General features: G+C 51.0%; 13 protein-coding genes. 6 read left to right on the top strand and 7 right to left on the bottom strand.

All coding sequences use genetic code 11. The features are described 5' to 3' along the window. Positions 1-16: 16 nt before the first annotated feature. The gene (locus tag ACTHS4_RS01165; RefSeq protein ID WP_371459978.1) at positions 17-1,621 is read left to right on the top strand and encodes an NAD(P)-binding protein; all 1,605 of its coding nucleotides are present in this window, start codon (positions 17-19) and stop codon (positions 1,619-1,621) included. Positions 1,622-1,687: 66 nt separating this feature from the next. On the opposite strand, the gene ACTHS4_RS01160 is transcribed toward ACTHS4_RS01165, so the two are convergent. Next, complete coding sequence (locus ACTHS4_RS01160) at positions 1,688-2,326, bottom strand: bifunctional 4-hydroxy-2-oxoglutarate aldolase/2-dehydro-3-deoxy-phosphogluconate aldolase (RefSeq protein WP_003745733.1); 639 nt, start codon at positions 2,324-2,326, stop codon at positions 1,688-1,690. Between the two features lie 90 nt (positions 2,327-2,416). Continuing rightward, complete coding sequence (edd, locus tag ACTHS4_RS01155) at positions 2,417-4,252, bottom strand: phosphogluconate dehydratase (RefSeq protein ID WP_070826583.1); 1,836 nt, start codon at positions 4,250-4,252, stop codon at positions 2,417-2,419. A 482-nt stretch (positions 4,253-4,734) separates the two neighbouring features. On the opposite strand from edd, the gene zwf reads away from it, so the two are divergent. The 5 genes from zwf (at position 4,735) to pgi (ending at position 10,614) form a co-directional block, all read left to right on the top strand. After that, a complete protein-coding gene (gene zwf / locus ACTHS4_RS01150) occupies positions 4,735-6,180 on the top strand; it encodes a glucose-6-phosphate dehydrogenase (RefSeq protein ID WP_440365399.1) in 1,446 nt (481 codons plus the stop codon). Positions 6,181-6,243: 63 nt separating this feature from the next. Beyond that, on the top strand, positions 6,244-6,939 hold the full coding sequence (gene pgl / locus ACTHS4_RS01145) for a 6-phosphogluconolactonase (protein ID WP_036491640.1): 696 nt from the start codon (positions 6,244-6,246) through the stop codon (positions 6,937-6,939). Beyond that, a complete protein-coding gene (locus ACTHS4_RS01140) occupies positions 6,920-7,900 on the top strand; it encodes a glucokinase (RefSeq protein ID WP_003745741.1) in 981 nt (326 codons plus the stop codon). The genes pgl and ACTHS4_RS01140 overlap by 20 nt, the downstream gene beginning before the upstream one ends. 78 nt (positions 7,901-7,978) lie before the next feature. Beyond that, entirely contained in the window at positions 7,979-8,827 is an 849-nt protein-coding gene (gene hexR, locus ACTHS4_RS01135) for a DNA-binding transcriptional regulator HexR (RefSeq protein WP_296184087.1), read from the top strand. A 143-nt stretch (positions 8,828-8,970) separates the two neighbouring features. Continuing rightward, a complete protein-coding gene (gene pgi, locus ACTHS4_RS01130; protein WP_004519350.1) occupies positions 8,971-10,614 on the top strand; it encodes a glucose-6-phosphate isomerase in 1,644 nt (547 codons plus the stop codon). A 51-nt stretch (positions 10,615-10,665) separates the two neighbouring features. Here the strand turns inward: pgi and ACTHS4_RS01125 are convergent, their stop codons facing one another. The 5 genes from ACTHS4_RS01125 to ACTHS4_RS01105 all read right to left on the bottom strand — a co-directional run bounded on the left by ACTHS4_RS01125 (position 10,666) and on the right by ACTHS4_RS01105 (position 15,662). Beyond that, on the bottom strand, positions 10,666-11,763 hold the full coding sequence (locus ACTHS4_RS01125) for an NnrS family protein (protein ID WP_049344389.1): 1,098 nt from the start codon (positions 11,761-11,763) through the stop codon (positions 10,666-10,668). 295 nt (positions 11,764-12,058) lie between these two features. Then, a complete protein-coding gene (locus ACTHS4_RS01120) occupies positions 12,059-12,673 on the bottom strand; it encodes a CadD family cadmium resistance transporter (protein ID WP_440365396.1) in 615 nt (204 codons plus the stop codon). 309 nt (positions 12,674-12,982) lie between these two features. Further along, positions 12,983-13,675 (bottom strand): ATP-binding cassette domain-containing protein, encoded by a 693-nt coding sequence (locus ACTHS4_RS01115; protein WP_009310824.1) that lies wholly within the window; start codon positions 13,673-13,675, stop codon positions 12,983-12,985. Then, positions 13,675-14,472: an ABC transporter permease gene (locus tag ACTHS4_RS01110; protein WP_049344387.1), complete on the bottom strand. Its 798-nt coding sequence runs from the start codon at positions 14,470-14,472 to the stop codon at positions 13,675-13,677. Before ACTHS4_RS01110 ends, ACTHS4_RS01115 begins: the two co-directional genes overlap by 1 nt. Before the next feature lie 212 nt (positions 14,473-14,684). Beyond that, positions 14,685-15,662: an ABC transporter substrate-binding protein gene (locus ACTHS4_RS01105; protein ID WP_049335420.1), complete on the bottom strand. Its 978-nt coding sequence runs from the start codon at positions 15,660-15,662 to the stop codon at positions 14,685-14,687. Between the last annotated feature and the right edge of the window lie 2 nt (positions 15,663-15,664).

The following is a 15,664-nucleotide window of genomic DNA, read 5'->3' as shown; positions in this document are numbered from 1 at the left end:
GACCTTTTTATAAAACATGCTAACCCGCCGTCAATTTCTCAGCTATACCGCCGCGCTTGGCGCTGCTTCTGCTTTTTCTTGGCAGACTTATAAATACCTCAACCGCAAACCGTCGGTTTCTATTAACCGTGTCGGCTTGCCGCTGGGGCATTTGTTGCGCGATCGAAAATTGTTGCAAGCGCCGGCTCGTCGTTATGAGTGCAATACGTTGATACTCGGCGGCGGTGCGGCTGGGTTGGGGGCGTTGTGGTATTTGGCGAAGCATAATCACCGCGATGTATTGTTGGCAGAAGGGTTTGAACGCAATGGCAACAATGCCGCCTATACGTCTTCAGACGGCCTGAAAGCGCCGAGTGGTGCGCATTATTTGGCTTTGCCGTCGAAAGAAAGCGTGTATGTGCGCGAGATGTTGGCGGATTTCGGTATTTTGCAGTCGGACGGCAGCTTTAGGGAAACCGATTTGGTCTATGCGCCCGAATCGCGCCTCTTATATCAGGATAAATGGGTGGAACATTTATTGCCGAAAGAAGATGCGGATTCCAAACGGTTTTTTGATTTAATCGGCCGTCTAAAACAAGCTTACGGCAATGACGGTAAGAAAATTTTTGCCATTCCAATTGCGCTGTCATCGGCAGATGAGACATGGCGCAAACTCGATAATCTGACGTTTAAACAATGGCTTGAGCAAGAAGGTTACCACTCGACCGAGCTTTTATGGTATCTCGATTATTGTTGCCGCGACGATTACGGACAGGGCATAGCGCAAGTATCCGCCTTTGCCGGACTGCATTATTTTGCCGCCCGCAACAGCGCGGAAACCGTCCTCACTTGGCCCGAAGGTTTGGCACATCTTTCTGAAAACCTGCGCCGTCATGCCGGTTTGCAGGAAGGTTGGCAATGGCCGTCTGAAAATAGTATCCGTTTGGAGAAACCTGCTTCGGTTAATGCTTCAGCCGTCAAAATCAAACCGCTTTCAGACGGCCGGATTGAAGTGTGGCTGCGTGATAATGCAAAAGGGGAAACCGTTGCCGTCACCGCGCAACACGTTATCTCCGCCATGCCGCTGATGGTTACCGCCCGCATTATTGAATCTCCCGAACAATTTGGTCTGGACATTCCCGAATACGCGCCATGGCTGGTTTCCAATTTTGAACTGCACAGTTTCCCAAAAGAAAAAAACAACAGCGAACTTGCGTGGGACAATGTGGTTTACGGTAGCCAAGGGCTGGGCTATGTTGTTGCGACCAATCAGCTTATTCGGGTTGCCCGTCCTGAACGTACGATTTTTACCACCTACGCCGCGCTCAACCACGATACGCCACAAGCCGTCCGCCGCCAGCTGCTTGACGCAAGCGATGAAGAGCTGCTCCAGCTTGCCGCCCAAGATCTGCTTACCGCTTACGGCGAAGGCTTTTGGCGGCACGTTTCCCATGTTGACATTACCGTTCGCGGGCATGGCATGAGCGTGCCGAAACCCGGGTATTTAAGCGATGAGGCTTTATTAAAAATCAGAAACCGAAATACTGGATTATTATTTGCGCACAGTGATTTAAGCAGCTATTCGGTATTTGAAGAGGCTTTGTATTGGGGTGTGGAAGCGGTACGGAAAGTGTTGGCTTAATTGATATAAAAAGGCCGTCTGAAATCATATTCAGACGGCCTTTGCTCTTTTAACTTAATAACCTGATTAGGCTTTTGGTTTCAAAGCGGCAGCTTCGCGAGCCAGACGGGTGATGGTATCCCAGTCTTTGTTTTTGATGGCTTCTTTTGGAGTCAGCCATGAGCCGCCGACGCACAAGACATTAGGCAGCGCCAAGTACTCGGGGGCAGTTGCCAGGCTGATGCCGCCGGTCGGGCAGAAGCGTACGTCGGCATAAGGGCCGTAGAGTGCCTTGAGCATGGCTTTGCCACCAACGACTTCGGCAGGGAAGAGTTTGAGGGTGTCGATGCCGTGTTCTAAAGCCAGTTGGACTTCACCCGGAGTGGCAACGCCGGGAATCAGGGGAATGCCGCTGTTGTGGCTGGCTTTGGCGAGGGATTCGTGCAAACCCGGGCTGATGGCGAAAACCGCACCTGCGTCTTCAACGGCTTTGAGCTGTTCGGGATTGGTTACCGTACCCGCGCCGACGATGGCGTTGGGCACTTCTTTGGCAATCAGGCGGATGGCGTCGAGGCCGACAGGGGTGCGCAGGGTGATTTCGAGGGTGGGGATGCCGCCTTCGACAAGGGCGTGGGATAAATCGACGGCAGTACTCAAGTCGTCAATCGCCATTACCGGTACAACTGCGCCGGCGGTCAGGATTTCGCGTGGGGTCAGTTTGGACATTTTAGGTCTCCGTTGGGGACTGTATCGTAATAGGTTCGTTAACATGGTTTCAGACGGCCTGATTGTTTTAAAAGGCCGTCTGAAAAGGGTTTAGGCAAATTCGCCGCCGAAGCTCATGGCGCCGGTTTCTGCGCTGCTGGTCATGCTGCGGAAGTTGGCGAAAAGTTCGCGGCCGCAACCTTGTTGGTTCGCGCTCAAGTCGATGCGTTCGACTTCGCGGGCGTTCCATTCGGCTTCGTTGATTAGGACGTTGAGTTCGCCGCTAACGGAGTCAAAGCGGATCAGGTCGCCGGTACGGATTTTAGCAATGTTGCCGCCCATCAGGGCTTCAGGCGTCATGTGGATAGAGGCCGGAACTTTGCCGGATGCGCCGGACATACGGCCGTCGGTCAGCAGTGCCACTTTGAAGCCGCGGTCTTGCAGGATGCCCAAAGGCGGGGTCAGTTTGTGCAATTCGGGCATACCGTTGGCGCGCGGGCCTTGGTAGCGGACAACGCAGACAAAATCGCGTTCCAACTCTCCGCGTTCAAACGCAGCCAACACTTCGCGTTGGTCGTTGAATACGATGGCTGGAGCTTCAATAATGCGGCAGCCTTCGCGCACGGCGGATACTTTAATCACGCCGCGACCGATGTTGCCTTTCATCAGGCGCAAACCGCCGTCTGGGGAGAACGGATTGTCGGCTTTGCGCAGGATGTCGTCGTTGCCGCTGGTTTCAGGGGCTTCGCGCCATTCGAGTTTGCCGTCGATGAGGAAAGGCTCTTTGGTGTAGTGGCGCATACCGTGTCCGACAACGGTATCGACATCGTCGTGCAACAGGCCTGCGTCCAACAATTCGCGGATGACGAAAGGCAGGCCGCCGGCTGCGGTAAAGTGGTTCACGTCGGCTTTGCCGTTTGGATACACACGAATCAGCAATGGGATGATGGAGGAAATTTCGTCGAAGTCGTCCCAGTTCAAAATTACGCCTGCGGCACGCGCCATGGCAACGAGGTGCATGGTGTGGTTGGTCGAGCCGCCGGTTGCCATCAGGCCGATTAGGGCGTTAATGAAGGATTTCTCGGTCAACATTTCGCCCAATGGTTTGATGGTGCCGTTTTTGATGCCGCGTGCGAGATGTCCGGCTGCGTAGCGGGTCAGGGCTTCGCGCAGGTCGGTGTATGGGTGGACGAAGGCAGCGGCAGGCAGGTGCACGCCCATCATTTCCATCATCATTTGGTTGGAGTTGGCGGTACCGTAGAAGGTACAAGTACCCGGGCTGTGGTAAGAGCCCATTTCGCTTTCAAGTAAGGCATCGCGGCCAACTTTGCCTTCGGCGAAAAGCTGGCGGGTACGGGCTTTTTCTTTATTACCGATACCGCTGGACATCGGGCCTGCTGGAACGAAGATGCCCGGAATATGGCCGAAAGACAAAGCGCCGATCATCAAGCCGGGAACGATTTTGTCGCACACGCCCATAAACAGGCTGCCGTCAAACATTTGATGAGACAGACCGATGGCGGTACTCATGGCAATTACGTCGCGGGAGAACAGCGACAATTCCATACCGGCATAGCCTTGGGTAATACCGTCGCACATAGCAGGCGTGCCGCCGGCAACTTGGGCGGTCGCGCCGTTTTTCTGTGCTTCGTCTTTGATTTGGTCAGGGAAGTCTTTAAACGGCTGGTGTGCGGAAACCATGTCATTGTAGGCAGTGATGATGCCTAAGTTGGGGACGGTTTCCTGAAGCATTTCGATTTTGATGCTTTTGGGCATGGCGGCATAGCCGTGAGCCAAATTGCTGCAGCCGAGTTGGTTGCGCTCTAAGCGTCCCATCTGTTTGGCACTACGGATTTTCGCCAGATATTTTTCACGCGTCGGGCGGCTGCGCTCGATGATGCGCTCGGTAATCTCGGCGAGTTTAGGGTGAATAGGAGTGGGGTTCATGTGCTGTCTCCTGGCAAAACGATATGATAGGGATTTTGTTTGCGCGTTTCTGATTTTTGTATTGGGTGTTTTTTCAGACGGCCTGGAGCTGTGGGAATAAATAATGAGTACCGTCTGAAATGTTGAAGATTTCTCTTCGAAGCGTCTGCGTATTATAGTACAAATTCTGTAATTTTGTTACAAAATAATTCGCTAAGTGGAAGAAATTTGATTTAAATCGAGGTATGGTCAATTCGTAAAATGGCAGGCTGCAAAAGTCATCAAACTTTTATGTTAAATCAAACAATTTGTAAAAATGAGAATAGACAAAATCTGTAGCCATGTGTAGTATTACTACTCACTAGCCCGCTTGTTTGAAATTTTGGTGCAGGCGATTGGTTTTTTACTGCTTATTGCTTAAAGGCTTTTGATTTTAATTGATTTTTATGGATGACGACAGTCCAAAAGTTTTGAAGCAAGCTTCCTCAGCGAGAGATGAAACGATGAGTACACAGACAAATTTTGATTTGGTGTTGTTTGGCGCGACCGGCGATTTGGCAATGCGGAAACTTTTGCCTTGCCTGTATCAGGCGCATGTAGCCGGTTTGCTTCATCCCGAAGGTCGTATTTTGGGCGTAAGCCGCAGCGAATTGGATACCGCCGGCTTTTTGGCCAAAGTGGAAACGAATTCTAAAATCCATGTCAAACAAAACTTCTCAGATGAAGCGTGGGCATCGTTTATCCAACGTCTCGAGTATTTAAAAGTCGATGTGACAAAGAAAGGCGATTTCATTGCCTTGGGCGACTTGGTAAAAGCACGCAAGAATACTGAAAATGTCGTGATCTACCTCTCAACTGCGCCGAAATTCTTTGCGCAAGCCTGTGAAAACCTTGCCGAAATCGGTTTGAATGCCGATAACGTGCGCGTGGTTTTGGAAAAACCGTTGGGTACGGACCTGGTTTCTTCCCAACAAATCAATACAGATGTGGCCCGTTATTTCAAAGAAGAACAAATCTACCGCATCGACCATTACTTGGGTAAAGAAAGCCTGCAAAACCTACTGGCGCTGCGTTTTGCCAACGTGATGTTCGAGCCGTTGTGGAACAACAAATACATCGAAAGCGTACAACTGACCATCGCCGAACAGCTCGGCGTGGAAGAACGCGGCGAGTTCTACGACATTACCGGCGCGCTGCGCGACATGGTGCAAAACCACTTGATGCAAATGCTTTGTATGACTGCGATGGAAGCACCGGCGAGCTTGGATGCGGATGCCGTACGCGACGAGAAAGTGAAAGTCATCAAATCGCTGAAACCGCTGACCATCGAATCCGTCAACGAAAATGTTATTCGCGGCCAATATGTTGCAGCAAACGGCATGAACGGCTATCTGGAAGAAGTCGATGTACCGAAAGACAGTTTCACTGAAACCTATGTCGCCATCAAGGCCGAAATTGAAAACGAGCGTTGGAAAGGCGTACCTTTCTACCTGCGTACCGGCAAACGCATGGCAGGCAAAGTGGCGGAAATCGTGTTGAACTTCCGTCCGCTGCAAAACCATATTTTTGACAACAGCCAATCTGCGCCGAATCGTTTGGTTATTGAACTACAACCGACCGAATCCGTCCGCCTTTACACTCAAGTAAAAACCCCGGGTGCAGGCAACAAAGTCGAAGTTACACCGATTGGCGTGGACTTGGGCACAGCCGTAGAGGGGCGCCGCGCTGAGGCTTATGAGCGCCTGCTGCTGGATGTGATTAACGGCAAACTCGCTTTGTTCAACCGTCGCGATGAACTCGAAGCCGCTTGGGAATATGTGATGCCGATTTTGGAAAACTGGGCGAACAATACAACGCCTCCACATGCTTACGAAGCCCATTCTTGGGGTCCTGAAGCTGCGCGCGTGCTGTTGGCCCGTGACGGCAACAAGTGGCACGAAGAGCAATAATATTTCTTTCAGACGGCCTTGTTTTCTAACAAAAGGCCGTCTGAAACCATGAAAGGACGAAACATGTTTGTTTGGCACGAACAAGAAAACGCTGCAACTGCCGCGCAAGCTCTCGCCGATGCCGTTGCCGCTGCATTGCAAGCCGCGTTGAATGAGAAAGGCCATGCAGTTTTGGCCGTTTCCGGTGGTCGTTCGCCGATTGCGTTTTTCGAGGCTTTGTCGCAAAAAGATTTAAATTGGCAAAATGTCGGCATCACATTGGTGGACGAGCGTATCGTTCCGACCACGCATGCCGACAGCAATACAGGCTTGGTACGCGAATATCTGCTCAAAAATAACGCGGCCGTTGCTACATGGATTCCTGTTGTTGAAGATGGAAAGTCTGAAACTGAATTACAACCTGAAGTTGTCGTTGCTTACGCATTGAAACATTACAAGCAACCTGACGTGCTGGTGTTGGGCATGGGTTCAGACGGGCATACGGCGTCGTTGTTCCCTCAAGCGCCTCAATTACAGGCAGCAATCAATGAAGCCAATGACCCGACATTGATTCATACCACGCCGGTTACCGCGCCGCATGAGCGCGTAAGCATGACTTTGGGTGCGATTGCCAAAACGCCGAATGTGTTTTTGGCCATTCAAGGTGCAGAGAAAAAAGCAGTATTTGATAAAGCTGCAGCAAGGGCCGATACCGAATATCCGACCAGCCTGATTCTCAATCATCAAGGAATTAACTGCCATGTCTACTATGCACACTGAAGCTTATCCCCGCCTGGTCGCCGATATTGGCGGTACGAATGCCCGTTTTGCACTTGAAACTGCCCCGCAAGTGATTGAGAAGGCTGAAGTTCTACCATGCAAAGATTACGATACCGTCGTTGATGCCGCTAAAACTTATTTGGAACGCGCAGGCAGCCCGAAAGTTTTGCACGCCGCCTTTGCGATTGCCAATCCGATTTTGGGCGACTGGGTACAAATGACCAACCACCACTGGGCGTTTTCCATTGAGACCACCCGTCAGGCTTTGGGTTTGGAAACGTTGATTCTGTTGAACGACTTTACCGCCCAAGCTTTGGCAGTGACCAAAACCGAAAAGAAAGACCTGGTACAAATCGGCGGGCAAAAGCCCATCGAATTTGCGCCTAAAGCCGTTATCGGCCCGGGTACAGGTTTGGGTGTCAGCGGTTTGGTGCACAGCGCCGCAGGCTGGGTGGCTTTGTCAGGCGAGGGTGGCCATACCAGTTTTCCGCCGTTTGACGATATGGAAGTGTTGATTTGGCAATACGCTAAAAACAAATACGGCCATGTTTCCGCCGAGCGTTTCTTGAGCGGCGCAGGTTTGAGCCTGATTTACGAAGCATTGGCCAAACGCGACAACATCAAGCAATATCGTCTGAAGCCGTCTGAAATTACCGATAAGGCATTGAGCGGGACTTCTCCGCTTTGTCGTCAGACTTTGGATATTTTCTGCGCCATGTTGGGTACGGTTGCTTCCAATTTGGCTTTGTCATTGGGTGCGCGCGGCGGCGTGTATTTGTGCGGCGGCATTATCCCGCGCGTGTTGGATTACTTTAAAACGTCCCCGTTCCGCAGCCGCTTTGAAAATAAAGGCCGCTTTGAGGCTTATCTTGCCGCTATTCCCGTGTATGTCGTGTTGAGCGAGTTTCCGGGCATCGTCGGCGCGGCGGCGGCATTAGACAATCATTTAAATAACGTTTAAACACACAAACGGCGGTGCAGGGCAGGGTGCGAAAAATGTACCTTGTCCTGAACGTCAAAGAGTCAAAGGGTAGAGTATATGTTAAGCAAAATCAGCGAATCATTGTCCAATCTCTCCGGCGCAGAACGCAAAGTTGCCGAATCTGCGCTGGCCGAGCCGAAATGGTTCGTTCATGCCGCTGTGGCAGAAATCGCCGAGCGTGCGTCCGTCAGTCAGCCGACAGTAATCCGTTTCTGCCGCAGCCTGGGTTACAAAGGCTTGCCTGAGTTCAAACTTGCTTTGTCTGCCAGCATTGGCCACGAAGGCATGCCTTACGTGCATGAAGAATTAAACGCCGATGACAACATGGGCAGCGTGGTCGAAAAAGTGTTGGGCAACGCCGCAGCCTCCCTCTTGGGCGAGCGCCGCTTTCTGAAAGAATCCGAGCTGGAAAACGCGATTGCCATTCTGATGCACGCGCGACGCGTTGAGTTTTATGGAGTCGGCAACTCCGGCATCGTTGCCCAAGATGCGCAACACAAATTCTTCCGCTTCGGTATGTCCACTGTTGCTTATGTCGATACGCATACCCAGCTGATGGCGGCTTCCGTATTGACCGAGCAGGATGTGCTGGTGGCGATTTCCAATACCGGCTCGTCTATCGAATTGCTGGACGCGGCCAGTATTGCCAAAGAAAACGGCGCATCCGTTATCGCGCTGACCCGCAATGATTCGCCGTTGGCTCAAATGGCCGACTGTGTATTGAGCATTGCCACTCAGGAAAATGCCGAGCTTTATACGCCTATGGTGTCCCGCCTTCTGCAGTTGGCCGTTATCGACATTTTTGCTATCGGCTTGGCCTTGCGCTTGGGCGATACTGCCAGCACGCAACTGCAAAAAAGTAAAAAAAGCATACATAACAAACACATCGAATACGATAAAGATTGATTCTTCACTGATATCTTCAGACGGCTCCAACCCACATCAAGGCCGTCTGAAACCTCAAAAAACGGAAACCACCCCGTTCCCGTTTCAGACGACCTCACGGCCGTTTTCTCAACAAAACTGTCCACTATCCAGGAGAGCATCCGATGAAACACCTTCACGATTTACCAGCTTGGTCAAAATTATGGATACATTTTGACGAAACCAAAGAACAACACATGCGTGAAATGTTCGAGCAAGATCCCGAACGTGCCGAGCGCTACTGGCTGCAGGTTGGCGGCCTGACTTTGGATTATTCTAAAAACCGTATCAACGACGAAACCATGGCACTGTTGTTCGAGCTGGCGCGTGAAGCAGGCGTACCGGAGCGGATGCAGCAAATGTTCCACGGCGAAAAAATCAATACGACAGAAAACCGCGCCGTACTCCACGTTGCCCTGCGCAACCGTACCAACGCCCCTATCGTCGTGGATGGCGAAGATGTCATGCCTAAGGTTAACCATGTCCTGCAACGCATGGGCGAGTTCGCGCATGAAGTCCGCAGCGGCAGCTGGTTGGGCTATACCAATCAAGTCATTACCGACGTCGTCAACATCGGTATCGGCGGCTCCGACCTCGGCCCTCTGATGATGTGTACCGCGCTCAAGCCTTTCGGCCATCCGCGTTTGAACATGCACTTCGTCTCCAATGTGGACGGCTCCCAACTGCGCGACGTATTGTCTAAAGTCCACCCTGAAACTACGCTGTTCATCATTGCGTCCAAAACCTTTACCACCCAAGAAACCCTGACCAACGCCCTGACTGCGCGTAAATGGTTCTTGGATCATGCAGGCGATGAAAGCGCCGTGGCCAAACACTTCGTTGCCGTATCGACCAACCAAAAAGCCGTTGCCGAATTCGGTATCGATACCGCCAATATGTTTGAATTTTGGGACTGGGTCGGCGGACGATACAGCCTGTGGTCGGCCATCGGCCTGCCGATTATGCTGTATCTCGGCGAAGAAAACTTCATCGAAATGCTCAACGGCGCACACCTGATGGACCAACACTTCATCAATACGCCGCTAGAGCGCAACATGCCCGTCATCCTCGCCCTTATCGGCATCTGGTACATCAACTACTACGGCGGTGGCAGCCACGTTATCGCGCCTTACGATCAACATCTCCACCGCCTGCCTAAATTCATTCAGCAGCTCGATATGGAGAGCAACGGCAAACAAGTTACCCTTGACGGTAAACCGGTCGGTTACGAAACTTCCCCGATTATTTGGGGCGAAACCGGTATCAATGGCCAGCACGCATTCTTCCAACTGCTGCACCAAGGTACGCACATCACACCGATTGACCTCATCGCCTCCCTTGAAAAACGCAGCAACCTGCGCGGCCACCACGAAATCCTGTTGGCTAACGTCTTTGCCCAAGCCGAAGCCTTTATGCGTGGCAAAACGCCGGACGAAGTACGCACCGAGCTTCAAGCCCAAGGCATGGATGAAGCGCGTATCGAAGAGCTTGTTCCGCATAAAACCTTCTCCGGCAACCGTCCAACCAACCTCATCCTCATGGACAAAATCAACCCGCGCAATATGGGCAGCCTGATTGCCATGTACGAACACAAAACTTTCGTTCAAGGCATTATTTGGGGCATCAACAGCTTTGACCAATGGGGTGTAGAACTCGGCAAACAACTGGCCAAAACCATTCTTGCCGAATTGACCGGCGAGACCGAAGTGCAAAAACACGACAGCTCCACTACACGCCTGATTAATCTTTATTTGAACGCCAACAAATAAAGCATTTATTTAAAGCAAAGGCCGTCTGAAATTTTCAGACGGCCTTTTGTTTTATTCCGGATCATCCGTAAACGCATTTTCCCGAAATATCGGTACAAACGTGAAAAGATACAGTACGAACACGGCGATGGTCAGAAGCGCAGGAACGGTAATGAAAAATATCGGGTTCACGTTCATCAAGAAAGCGCGCGAGACGGCAGTCATAAAGAGCAGGGGGACGGCAATGCGGCAGAGCTTAGGGTAGTCGAGTTTGGTAAAGCCGCTGTGCCACAGTCCGGCGGTCAGCCACACCATCATCACGCCACCCATCATGCCACCGAGGGTAATCAGGTGTAATGGGGCGGAGGAGGGCAGATTTTGCAGTTTCTCCACGCCTGTCCACAGATAGCCTGCGGCGGCAAAGAGTTGGAGCAGGTAATAAGTGCGGACGTAGTGTTTGCGCAGGAGTTCGTGATGGTGAAGCTCACGCAGCTTGGCGAGCAGGATGAAGCCGACGGCAAGCGCGGTAAAACCGGCGGTTTGCGCGGGCAGCCAAAGTTCGGCGGCGGCGTGCAAGAGCAGGAAAGTAATGGCGATGTTTTTATAAACGATATTTGGAATAAAAACAGGGTCTTTCAGACGGCATTCTTTAAGGGCTTCCGCGCCCAAAAGAATGCTGACGCGGACGGATACAAACATGACCGCCGCCATGTTCAGATGTACTTGAACGCGCAGTAAGTTCAAATCGCCAGTTGCGGCGTAGGCCGTCTGAAAAATAGTAAACGCGGCAAGCAGCATTAAGAGGGCGAAGTTGTCAGTATTGCGGTCGAGCCAAATCAGCCAGGCGCAAAACAGCAGCAATACCAGCCAATAGGCGGCAACGAAAAACGAGGCAGTTTGCGGCGAAAAGGGCAGTATGGCAGATGCGGCGAGCAGTAATGCCGCCATCAAAGTAGCGACAGGTTTCAGACGACCTTTATAACCCGTCCATTCGAGCATGGCTGCAGTCAGGAAGCCGCCGTATGCCGCAGGCAGCATGAGTTCTAAGAAGATTTGGCGGTGCAAAATGACGGCACCGAGGCTGATGAAAAACACCAACGCGCCGAGTATGGCAAACACCGCCGCACCGACAAAAAACGGCCGCATGGGGTGGGTGAAAAACTTATTCATGGTTTAGCTTGATTCTGCATGAGGATGCTTTCGGATATAGATTTATTGGGAGGACAGGGTTGTATCTTGTATTGAAGAAGCAAACCTTCGGCTTGCTTGCCCTCTCCCTAGCCCTCTCCCACGGGGAGAGGGAATTGGGCTGTCGAGCCTGAACATTTTCAGGTTTACCTGCCATCTAATTCCCAATCCTGCACTCTTTGATTTTCAGCAACTTGATTCCCTCTTCCCGTGGGAGAGGGTTAGGGAGAGGGCAACGAACCGCAAGGTTTGTCAGATACTCAAATGCCCGTATCATTCATACTATTGATATTATTGTTTGAATTGTATTATTTTCAATAATAATAAATAATCCTAAACCAATATAAATAACAGCCATTATCCAACGACTAAACTTCTCTACAATTTCACCAATACCTGAAATATTAGCCAATCTTTGTGCTGTATATACTAAAACAAAAATCAATATTAAAAATACAAGAAGAGTAACTAATAAGTCGACAAGATCTAAAGTCACAAAGTAAGGAACAAAAAGTCCAATATTATCTGCACCACAACTAGCAACTGTAACCAAAGCAACAATACCGACTAATTTTGACAACCCTTTTTCATCCAATTCTTTTTTAGCTCTTTTTTCGCCCTCACAATCGTCGTAAATAGCAACTTTAATACCTAAGTAAATCGGTATTAAACCTAATAAACCCAACACCCATTTTTCCGGAACATAATGCAAAACAAAAGCTAGAAATAAACTAACTAATATTAAAATTACAGAACCTAAATATTGTCCGATATAAATATCTCGATATTCTTTTCTAGTATTTGCTCTAGCAAAAAATATTAATAGTATTACCAACAAATCTACTGCTGTAGCAATATATAAAACAGCAGCAGTAATCACAGTCGAAAACATAAAGCACCTCATAATGAATCCCCTGCCCCCTTGGCACCACGGCTTTTTCAAAAACCGAATCGCGTTCGGATAACAGATTCGTATCTTTCGCTAAAGAGGCAAGCCTGCGGCTTGCTTACCCTCTCCCTAGCCATCTCCCACGGGGAGAGGGAATTGGGCTGTCGAGCCTGAACATTTTCAGGTTTACCTGACATCTGATTCCCAATTCTACGGCTCTCTGATTTTGAGAAACCTGATCCCCTTTCCCCGTGGGAGAGGGTTAGGGAGAGGGCAACGAACCGCAAGGTTTGTCAGAAATTTAAATTCCTATCACTCATAATAATGAATCCCCTGAAACTCTCTTGCCACCACGGCTTCTTCAAAAGCCGAATCGCGTTCGGACAGCGGCGTAGGCAGGGTAATCACGTTTTGCACGTTCATGCCCTTAGTGGAAAGCAGCATGATTTCATGGCTCAGGCGTGCGGCTTCGAAGCGGTCGTGCGTTACCAGCATACACGCCATGCCCTGCCGCTCGATTTTTTCTACCAGCATGGCGACCAAAATATCGCGCAAATCGCGGTCCAAACCGACGAACGGCTCGTCCAGCAAGGCAAGGTCGCAGCCGCACAGCAGCAGGCGCAAAAATGCTACCCGTTTCGCCATGCCGCCGGACAATTCGGTCGGATATTTGTTCAAATCGCCCGCAGTCAGCCCGACTTTCGCCGCCAGCGCGATGATTTCGCCTTCATCGGGTTTGTCCATAAAAATAGCGATATTCTGCATCGCGGTCAAGTTTCCCGGCAGGCGGTTTTCCTGAAACAGAAAACCCGTTTTGCGGAAAGTATTGCGTATCGTGCCCGATTTCGGCGTTTCCAAGCCCGCAATCAAACGCAAAACCGTCGTCTTGCCACAGCCGCTCGGCCCGAACAAAGCTTTCACTTCGCCATGTTGCAGGTTCAAACTGAAATCGCGCACGATGGGGTCGCGGAGAATTTCAAAACGCACGTTTTCAAGACAGAGCATCATCTCCTCCACGGCATAAACAAAATTTCCAAAGGTTTGGTAATCAGGTATTCAAACAGTGACACAAACACGATAACCAACACCACATAAGCCATCACCGTCGAAGTCTCCAGCATCGCCCTTGCGTCTGCAATCCGCGCGCCCACGCCTTCGCTCGCGCCCAAGAGTTCCGCCATAATCACCACCTTCACCCCCATCGCCACCGCCACGCCGACACTGGAAATCACATAACCCGTCAGATGCGGGATATACAGATAACGGATTTTTTTCAGACGGCCTAATTTATAAGCGTCAAACAATTCCTCATGCTGCTTGTTCACGCTCGCCATCCCGACCGCCGCACTCGCAAACGTCAGCGGCGCAACCAACACAATAATGGTAAACAACACGCTCGGATTGCCGAAACCGAACCAAAACAGAGCCATCACCACCCAAATAATCGGCGGCATCGCCAACAAAATCGTAATCACAGGCTTGAGCAACGCCATCGCCGTCTTAAAACTGCCTGCCACCAGCCCCGCCGCCAATCCTGCTACCAAAGCAATCGAAATCCCCACCACCGACCGCCACAGCGAAATCCCGATTTCGTTTTCCTGAAAATGTTTCAATAAAGCCAAAGATTTTTGAAACACCTCCACCGGCGCAGGCAGCATAAACTCGCCGAACACGGCACTGCCCCACGCCCACAACGCCACCACTACCATCGCCACGCCTAGACCGGCAAAGCCGCTCCAAAGGTAGTCGATGATGTAAAACAGCGCAGGCTGCGGTTTGCGGATTTTGTCGGTTTTAATCATGGTTTGGGTGTTGGTTTGTCGTTATGTTTTGGCAAGGATAGGCCGTCTGAAAAAAGTAGGTCGGATACTCGTATCCGACAGCCCCCATTTAGCCGAAATGTCGGATTCAAGAATCCGACCTACGCTGCTGATAATGTCCTAACAGGCCGTCTGAAAAATGATAAGTCAAATTTCAATGGCTTTCACTATTTTCAGACGGCCTCTCTCCTCTTTTAAGCTAAGAAGAACCCGTTATCCGGCAGCTTGCCGCCCAAGAGTTTCGGGTTGAACTGCATCAGGATTTCGTAAAACTTCAAAATCTCGTTCTTCACTTCGCTGCCTTTGGTTACCGTCAGCCGTGCGCCGTCCAAGCCCATGACTAGGGCGGGTTCGGGGGCGGGGAGGTAGTTTTTGCCGATTTTCGCGGCGCTCTGACGGTTGGCGAGTATCCAGTTGAGCGCGTTTTTCAAATCCTGATGGAAGATGTCGAACTGCGCCTTGTGTGCGTGGAAATATTCTTCGTTGGCGATGATGCCTGCCATCGGAATCAGCGGTTTGGTGTCAAATGCTTGTCCCCATGCTTTCACCAAGTCAAATCCGCGCACAACGTTTACGCCCATGGTTTTGCCTTTAAGTAGGCTGGCGGTTGCCATCGGTTCGGGCAGGATGGCGGCATGGTAGTCTTTGCTCAAAAACAGTCCGACTGCTTCGGGCGGCGTGGCGGTGTAGGTGATGCCGACTTTATGCGCGTCGATTTTCAGTTTTTTCAGCAAGGCTTGCAGCACGATGTCGGGCATATCGTTTTTAAACGGCACAAGGATTTTTTTGCCGACCAAATCCTGCGGCGAGGCAATCGCGCTGCCTTTGCACATCAGCTGCGTGATGCCGTTGGTCAAAATATTGACCATGCCGACTTTCTGCCCTTGGTTGCGCAGGTTCACGCCGACATTGCTCGGACTCATCATCACTTTAAATTGTCCGCTCGCTACGCCTGCGCGCAGTTGGTCGGGTGAGCGCCAGATTTTCAGCGATACGTCCGCCTGTTTCGCCAACTTGCCTTGCAACGCCGCTACGGCAATGGTTACGCTGGGCATTGCCGGTGCGCCGTACACGGTAAACTGCTCTTTCCCCGCCGCCAATAGCGAAGGCGAAACGCCTGCGGCTGCCAGCGCAGCAGTCATTTTTAAGAAATCACGTCTTTTCATATCCATTT

Source organism: Neisseria sp. P0014.S009 (assembly GCF_051958155.1).
Classification (GTDB): Bacteria; Pseudomonadota; Gammaproteobacteria; order Burkholderiales; family Neisseriaceae; genus Neisseria; species Neisseria flavescens_C.
Note: the sequence above shows the minus strand (reverse complement) of the source record. Positions and strands in the feature narration are given on the sequence as shown.